The sequence below is a fragment of the Petrotoga sp. 9PW.55.5.1 genome, assembly GCF_003265365.1.
Classification (GTDB): Bacteria; Thermotogota; Thermotogae; order Petrotogales; family Petrotogaceae; genus Petrotoga.
Genome location: NZ_AUPM01000070.1, coordinates 1 through 7503, shown reverse-complemented (window position 1 = coordinate 7503; position 7503 = coordinate 1). Strand labels below are relative to the sequence as shown.

General features: G+C 28.3%; 7 protein-coding genes and 2 pseudogenes. 6 read left to right on the top strand and 3 right to left on the bottom strand.

Translation table 11 applies throughout. The features are described from left to right. Positions 1-967 precede the first annotated feature (967 nt). The 3 genes from PW5551_RS09860 (at position 968) to PW5551_RS09850 (ending at position 3431) form a co-directional block, all read left to right on the top strand. Complete coding sequence (locus PW5551_RS09860) at positions 968-1285, top strand: hypothetical protein (RefSeq protein ID WP_113075606.1); 318 nt, start codon at positions 968-970, stop codon at positions 1283-1285. A gap of 240 nt (positions 1286-1525) precedes the next feature. Next, positions 1526-2932, top strand: a complete 1407-nt coding sequence (locus PW5551_RS09855; protein WP_113075605.1) for an SIR2 family protein — start codon at positions 1526-1528, stop codon at positions 2930-2932. A 1-nt stretch (position 2933) separates the two neighbouring features. Further along, positions 2934-3431 (top strand): TIR domain-containing protein, encoded by a 498-nt coding sequence (locus PW5551_RS09850; RefSeq protein WP_113075604.1) that lies wholly within the window; start codon positions 2934-2936, stop codon positions 3429-3431. A 9-nt stretch (positions 3432-3440) separates the two neighbouring features. Here the strand turns inward: PW5551_RS09850 and PW5551_RS09845 are convergent, their stop codons facing one another. Further along, positions 3441-3599 carry a hypothetical protein gene (locus PW5551_RS09845; protein WP_158526185.1) on the bottom strand — a complete coding sequence of 53 codons (159 nt, stop codon included), beginning with the start codon at positions 3597-3599 and terminating at the stop codon, positions 3441-3443. 139 nt (positions 3600-3738) lie between these two features. On the opposite strand from PW5551_RS09845, the gene PW5551_RS09840 reads away from it, so the two are divergent. The 3 genes from PW5551_RS09840 (at position 3739) to PW5551_RS09835 (ending at position 6191) form a co-directional block, all read left to right on the top strand. Next, the gene (locus PW5551_RS09840; RefSeq protein ID WP_113075602.1) at positions 3739-5607 is read left to right on the top strand and encodes a potassium channel family protein; all 1869 of its coding nucleotides are present in this window, start codon (positions 3739-3741) and stop codon (positions 5605-5607) included. A gap of 70 nt (positions 5608-5677) precedes the next feature. After that, positions 5678-5803: a hypothetical protein gene (locus PW5551_RS10715; RefSeq protein ID WP_255420141.1), complete on the top strand. Its 126-nt coding sequence runs from the start codon at positions 5678-5680 to the stop codon at positions 5801-5803. Then, positions 5784-6191 (top strand): zinc ribbon domain-containing protein, encoded by a 408-nt coding sequence (locus PW5551_RS09835; protein WP_113075601.1) that lies wholly within the window; start codon positions 5784-5786, stop codon positions 6189-6191. The genes PW5551_RS10715 and PW5551_RS09835 overlap by 20 nt, the downstream gene beginning before the upstream one ends. Before the next feature lie 7 nt (positions 6192-6198). Here the strand turns inward: PW5551_RS09835 and PW5551_RS10710 are convergent. Both PW5551_RS10710 and PW5551_RS10630 read right to left on the bottom strand, forming a co-directional pair. Then, positions 6199-6330 (bottom strand): annotated as a pseudogene (locus tag PW5551_RS10710) (hypothetical protein); the annotation flags it as partial. A gap of 1 nt (position 6331) precedes the next feature. Continuing rightward, a pseudogene (locus PW5551_RS10630) lies at positions 6332-6468 on the bottom strand (IS3 family transposase); the annotation flags it as partial. Between the last annotated feature and the right edge of the window lie 1035 nt (positions 6469-7503).

The window sequence follows — 7503 nt, the reverse complement described above, 5'->3', positions numbered from 1 at the left end:
TGATTTCAATAAAAGGTGAATCTTACAGACTAAAAGAAAAAGTTGATTTATTTTCAAATGTTTCTAATTCTTAATTCTATTTTTTGTAAATCCGAGTATTGACTTTTAAATGAAAAAAATAATTAAGAGCTCTAGTGATTAAAAAGTTCAAAAAATAAAACTCAATAATGAGTGATTAGTTAAATCTAGTTTTTATGCTCTACAGTATACACAAGATATTATATTTTCACTATGTAGTATATCATAATATAGTTTTTATTTATTTTATTCAAAGTTGCTAATACTAATTGAAAAGTGTATCCTCCTGCTAAATAGATTATATACCATATGAGTATAACATGGATCTTTCTTCTTTCTCTTTTCCAAGAAAAAGAGAGAATTCGAAATAGAATATACCTTGTGCTAATACCAAATAAAAATTGAACCAGTTCGTTTTATCTTCTCAGTTGTGGGCTTTTTGGTACGCTTTTCGATTAACAGGAGCATCTCTTTGATGGTGGTGTTGTTTCTAATTCCCCTTTTTGAAGGAGAAATTTCATTTTAAGCAATTCATATGAGAAGTAGAAAATGGTATACTTATGTTATCTTCGATAGACTTTTTTGGTAAAATGAGTATAAAAGTTGATGGAAAAACTGAGATGTGAAGCGTTTATATTTTACTGTGTATCGTTGTTTGGTGGCGTTTGTGTTTGATTTTTTAGTCAAAAATATGAGGTTTTTGAGGTGTATACTATTTCGTATACCTTTTTTTGAAGTATTAATTTCTTGTAAGGTTGCTTGAGGTTTAAAATCTTACATAGGTGCGTTTCCTGTTTTGTTTTCGGGGTTAGTATCTTCAGCAACTGTAGTATATGCTGTACTGACATGAGAGCTTGTTTCAGAAACAAAAAAGATGAGGAAAGTTTAAACAGAATCTAAAATATGTGTTTTTATTCAACAAAGAGAAGATTATATTGGATGGATTGATATGATTTTGATAAATGTAGGAACGGGGCCTTATAATAATGATGCTTCTAGAAAGCGATATGGAGAATCATTTAATATAAGTTTTTCTCAGTTTAAAGGGTTGTCGCAGTTAGATACGTCTTCTTTAAGTAAAATTACCAGGGGCATAGAAATAATAAAGAAGGATTTTTCTAGCTTAGTAAATGGAAATGCATTTATAAAAATTGTCTCTTATACACCAGAATCTGCTGAAATAGAAGACTGCGAAAAGATTGAAGAAAGATATGAAGAATTCGAAATCAATAAAAGAAAATTTCAAGAAAAAAATAATAATAGGTAGATTCGTATTAGATCATAATTGATTGTCATTGAAAGAGTGAACTGGTTGGGTCGTATTAATGTCATTGAAGTTAGAATTATTTTTTCTTAATTGAATATTGTATAATTTACTTGTGAGTTCGTTTATTTCGTTTCTTAATTTTACAATGTTTGTAAATGGTAAAATAAAAATGTAGGAAAAGTTGCAAATAAAGAGGTACAAAAATGTGTTTCTCAATTTAATTATACGAGGGGGAATTATATGATTGATGGCGAGATATCTAAGAACTTCTTAATAAAAAAGCTTTACGATTCTATTTTAAGCGAAGAATTAGCTGCTTTTATAGGAGCGGGTTTCTCTATTCCTGCCGGATTTACAGGTTGGAAAGAGCTTTTAAGAGAACCTGCTATTGAGATTGGTCTGAATGTCGATAAAGAATATGACTTGGTAAGTCTGGCACAGTACTATTGCAATGCAAAAAATAGAACAGGGATAGATGATTTAATAACTAGAAATTTTGTAGCATTGACAAATCCGACTCAAAACCACATGTTATTGGCTCAATTACCGATAAGCACTTATTGGACGACAAATTATGATCGATTGATTGAGCAATCCTTAGAAGAGAACAGAAAATTACCGAACGTTAAAACAAAAGATGAACAATTGCGAGGAACAAATAAGTCTTTTGATGCTGTTGTTTATAAAATGCATGGTGATGCTAGTTATCCAAGTGAGGCAGTCTTCACAAGAACTGATTATGAAAATTATGGATATGTTGATAGGAAACTATTTAGAGAAGTCTTAGAAGGGGATTTATTGACAAAAACATTTTTGTTTTTAGGATTTAGTTTTACTGATCCTAATTTTAATTATGTCATTGCTCGACTAAGAGTTTTATTAGATGAACATGGAACCCGTCAGCACTATTGCGTAATGAAAAGGGAATCTGACAATGATGAATATGCTAAAATCAAGCAAGAACTACAAATCCAAGATTTAAAAAGATATGGTATTCATACTTGTTTAATAGATGATTATTCTGAAATTACAGAAATTCTGCAAACATTAGTCAATAAGTTTAGAAGAAAAACCATATTTATATCAGGAAGTACTTTTGATTATGCAAAGTTAGGTGATGATATTGGCAAAAGTCTTGTATCGGAGCTTGCTTATCAATTAGTCAGCAAAGGATATCATATTGTTAATGGATATGGCTTAGGGATTGGGACATTTGTAATTAATGGAGTTGCAAGATATTGTTATTCATCAAAAACAAAAGATATCAATGATTTTCTAACATTGATGCCATTTCCATTAGAAGCAAGTGATGATGATTCACTTCATAGGTTCTATTCGGATTATAGACATATGATGATAGAAAAATGTGGGATAGCTATTTATTTATTTGGCAATAAGCAAGATGAGATTGAAGCTAATGGTGTTATAGAAGAATATGAAATCGCTGATAAGCTGGGATTGGTTTCTTTACCAGTTAATTGTACAGGTGGTGCAGCATCCAAAATATATAATCTAGAGATTGAAAAGCTAAAGCCAGATGATAATGATGATATTTTAAAATTGGTTGGCAATGATTTTTCTGATATTAGTAATTTAGTTGGTGATATTATAAAAGCAGTTAATATACTTAATGAGGAGGAATCTTAAAATGACAAAAAGACAAGTTTTTTTCAGCTTTCATTATGATAACGATAGCTGGAGAGCGGCTCAAATAAAAAATATGGGCAAAGTATCCGAAAGTTCGACTTTTTCCGCGAATGATTGGGAAGAAGTTAAAGAAGAAGGCGATTCAAAAATAGAAGCTTGGATAGATGAACAAATGGCTAAAAGATCATGTCTGGTTGTTCTTATCGGAGCAAAGACATCTAATAGAAAATGGATAAACTATGAAATAAAAAAGGCTTATGAATTGAATAAGGGGATTGTCGGTATTTATATTAATAAGCTAGAAAATTCGTCGGGAGAGCAAGACGATGAAGGAGATAATCCATTTGACCATGTTTATATACCAGGCGTTGACCTATCAAAGCATGTAAAGTGCTTTAAATCTGAACATAAAACTAGCAAATATGTTTACCGTGACATAGAAGAAAACATTCAAGACCTTATTGAATATGGAATTGAAAATAAGCCAAGTACTTGGTAGGGATAGAACTTATCTCTCTACTTCTCTTCCCATATGTTTATCATAGTTCTTCTGATAATTTATAAGCTCAGAAAACAATTGATTTGACTTAGAATACTCTTGCATGAGGGTATTCTTTTTTACTTGAAGTTCATCTAGTTGTTTAAGGATATCCTTGGATTTTGGCACAGTTTTATAGTTACCCAAAATAGCTTTTGATGCCACTGTATAGAGTTTAAGCTCGGCAGAATACTCCAATGAGAATCTTGTAAATGGTAAAATAAAAATTTATGGTTATAAGATTTTTTGAAGTATAGGAGGGAGAATTATGACTAATAAGTGTATTTGTATAGATATATTTGATAATTTGAGTTTAGAAGAAATAAATAATAATAATAATAATAAAGATTATTGTTTTTTAATAACTAAATCGGATATTAAAAAAAATTGTAATAAAAAGAAGGAAGAATTTAAAGGAATAATACAGAAGAATATTGAAAAAGCAATTGAACTAATTAATAAAAATAAAATAAAACAAATTATTTTTAATAACATAGAAATTAATAAAAAAATAGTATTCGAAGATTTAGAGTTTTTAGAGTTTCAAAATTGCTCAATTAAATCGGTTGATATAAAACATGCTGATAAAGTAATTTTTAATTTGAAAGAAGTTAGCGATTTAAAAATTTTTTTTGAAGAAGATAAACAATATATTATAAAAAATGTAAATTTTGAAAGTATTAAATTTCAGAATTTAGATATTTTAAATGTAAACAATTCTAAGAAAGAGTTTATGAAAGTATATTCTAATTTAATAGATATAAAATTAGAAGGATTTGAGATGATAAATAATATTTCTTTTCATAAATGTTTGATTGATGATTTCTTTATTTCTGAAAATACTATTAAAGAGATATTTTTTGATGATACCTATATATTAGAATTAAAAATGATCGAAACAAATATATCAGAATTAAAAATGACCAAAACAGAAGTAGGTAAACTTTTGATCAAGCTTTCATCAATAAAAAAATCTTTTATATTAGAAGCATCTTATTTAAATAAAATTGATATATCCTCCTCAACATATTTTGAAGGTAATAATTTTAGAATTAATAATTGTAAAATAAATTATGCCAAATTTGAAAGTGTTTATTTTTCATCTAATACTATGCAATTATATTATAATAGAAATATAGAAGAAAATATAGATAATATTATATTTAAAAATTGCATTTTTAACTCATATAAAACTACATTTTCAAATGGGAAATATAATTTAATTTCTTTTTATGAATCGATTTTTGATACATATTTTTATTTTAATCCAGAATTAGTACAAAATATTGATTTTGATAAAAGTTATAATAATAAAGTTTTTAAATTTAATTATAATTTTGATGATTTAGATATAATTGATTTCACTAATTTCCTTAACATGGGAAAGTTTGTAATAGCTAAAAAATATGATATTTTAAAAAGAATGAGTTTAGATATTTTGTTTAATAAAATAATTAATTATGGTAATCAGACTAAACTTCTTGACATATATGATTGTTTTTATAAAAACTTTTATAATAAAAATAAAGAAACTGGATCTAATATTAACAAATTTTCAAATGATAAAAAAGATGAATATTTAATAATTAATATTTCTTTAACAAATGAAATATTTAATGAAAATAAAATGTATGATATAGAAGATTATTTCAATAGTAAATATAAAAAGATAAAATATAAAAAGAGTTATATTGGAAAAATAGATTTATTTATTGATAATATATTTAATAAATCTTTTGAAATCTTCAAAAAAAACATATTTATAAAAAAACTTTTTAGGAGTTTAGAAAACTTTATATTTAACATAAGTAATTACGGGGAGAGTTATTCTAAAATAATCGGAAGAATGATAGGTTTTGTATTATTTTTTTCTATAATAGTATTTATTTCAGCAAATATTATTCCCAATAGTTTGGAATATTCATATGATACAAAAGAACTTACAAATATTAATAATCACATATCTTTCGGAGATAGTTTATATTTTACAATAATTACTTTTTTTACTTTAGGGTATGGTGATTTTATTCCAGTAGGTAATTGGATGAGAGTTTTAGCAGGAATTATATCTTTTGTCGGTGTTTTCTTATCTGCATATTTAATAGCGATTTTTGCGAGAAAAATGATGAGAAAATAAATAATAAATTAGGAAAACAGAGAAATCATTATATAATGACGTAATTATCCCTTATGGAGATTGGAGAAGAATGAAAGAAAAAAGAATAAAAAAACAAAAGAAAAAGTCTATCTTAGGACCAAGGAAAAATGTATTTCTCAATTTACTATTATACGAGGGGGAGAAAGACATCGAAGATGAAAGAGATATACTGTAAAGATTGTAGAGAAAAATTACCCGAAGATGATAAAGTTTGCCCAAACTGTGGCGGTAAGAAAAGGAATATAGTAGTAATTCTCGAAGACAAAATAGAATTGCACGATCAAATTAAAGGAAAAATAAAAGAAAATGGATTTAGGAGGCCTGTCAAAGAATTTAAAGTTGGAGATGACTTATATAGAAAATCTGGGAAATGGTCTCATATAAAAAGGCATATAAACCGAAAGGATGACTATTATAAGGAAATTGTAAAGGATAAAACTACTGGGGAAATAATACATAAATGCGAGGAGCCGCTTTCAAAACATAGAGGACATGGTAGTGCGAAGTATAAAAGGAAATCTAAAGATGAGCAGCCTCACCCCCAGTTATTGGAGAATAAATAAAGAAATCTTACTTTTTCACAAAAATGGTTTTGGAATTAAAAAAATTATTATCATCAGAAAAGGTTCTACTAAATTCACTAGGTGTCATATAATTCAAAGAACCGTGTGGTCTTAAGTTATGATAAAAGAACATATATGCNTTGTAAGCTTGAAAAACATCTTCAATATTTTCAAAAGAATTCAGTTGAACAAACTCTCTTTCAAGACTTGAATGGTGTGATTCAATGAATGCTTGTGAATTAGGATTGTTCTTGTATCCAAACTCATGAGTTATTTCCATTTCATCCATGAATGATTTAGTTGCTTTTGATTTACCTTCACAGAAGGCGAATTTTTATTATATTTCCACCTTCGAGGAAGGAGAATTTCATTTTCAGCAACTCATCCGAGAAATATAAAAATGGTATACTTATGTTATCTCCGATAGACTTTTTTGGTAAAATGAGTATAAAAGTTGAGGGAAAAATCGAGATTGAATTCGTTACTTTTTTGTGTTAGTTGTTGTTTGATGGCGTTTGTGTTAGATTTTTTAGTCAAAAATATGGGGTTTTTGAGGTGTATACTATTTTGTATACCTTTTTAGGAGAGACTGTTTTATTGCCGGATATTTTGGTGTTTTGTGTTGTTTTAGCGAGAGAATTAGTTTTGTTTTTGTTTTGGTGTATACTTTAGTAGTATACGGTGAGTGAATCAATTTGCTTTTAGCAAATTAAAGAGTGACTACCCCGTCTGCAGCATAAAACGCTGCATCCACCCCTTCGAGGAAGGGGAATTAGCTTAAATTCCCCTTTTTGAGGTAAATTTTAATTTCAACAGCTCATCTGAGAAAGATAAAAATGGTATACTTATGTTATCTCCGATAGACTTTTTTGGTGAAATGGGTATAAAAGTTAAGGATAAGCTGAGATGTGAAGCGTTTATATTTTACTGTGTATCGTTGTTTGGTGGTGTTTATGTTTGATGTTTTAGTTAAAAATATGGGGTTTTTGAGGTGTATACTATTTCGTATACCTTTTTGCAAGAGCTTGTTTTATTGCCGGATAATTCGATGTTTTGTGGTGTTTGAGTGGGAAAATTAGTTTTGTTTTTGTTGTGGTGTATACTTTAGTAGTATACTGTGAGTGAATCAATTTGCTTTTAGCAAATTAAAGAGTGACTACCCCGTCTGCAGCATAAAACGCTGCATCCACCCCTTCGAGGAAGGGGAATAGAACCGACTACCNCCGTCTGCAGCACAAANCGCCGCATCCACCCCTTCGAGGAAGGGGAATAGAACCGACTACCCCGTCTGCAGCATAAAACGCTGCATCCA

Bases quoted from the DNA above. Each gene is read 5' to 3' on its own strand.
- PW5551_RS09860 (WP_113075606.1), top strand. From the start codon at position 968: ATGATTTTGATAAATGTAGGAACGGGGCCTTATAATAATGATGCTTCT.
- PW5551_RS09855 (WP_113075605.1), top strand. From the start codon at position 1,526: ATGATTGATGGCGAGATATCTAAGAACTTCTTAATAAAAAAGCTTTAC.
- PW5551_RS09850 (WP_113075604.1), top strand. From the start codon at position 2,934: ATGACAAAAAGACAAGTTTTTTTCAGCTTTCATTATGATAACGATAGC.
- PW5551_RS09840 (WP_113075602.1), top strand. From the start codon at position 3,739: ATGACTAATAAGTGTATTTGTATAGATATATTTGATAATTTGAGTTTA.
- PW5551_RS10715 (WP_255420141.1), top strand. From the start codon at position 5,678: ATGAAAGAAAAAAGAATAAAAAAACAAAAGAAAAAGTCTATCTTAGGA.
- PW5551_RS09835 (WP_113075601.1), top strand. From the start codon at position 5,784: ATGAAAGAGATATACTGTAAAGATTGTAGAGAAAAATTACCCGAAGAT.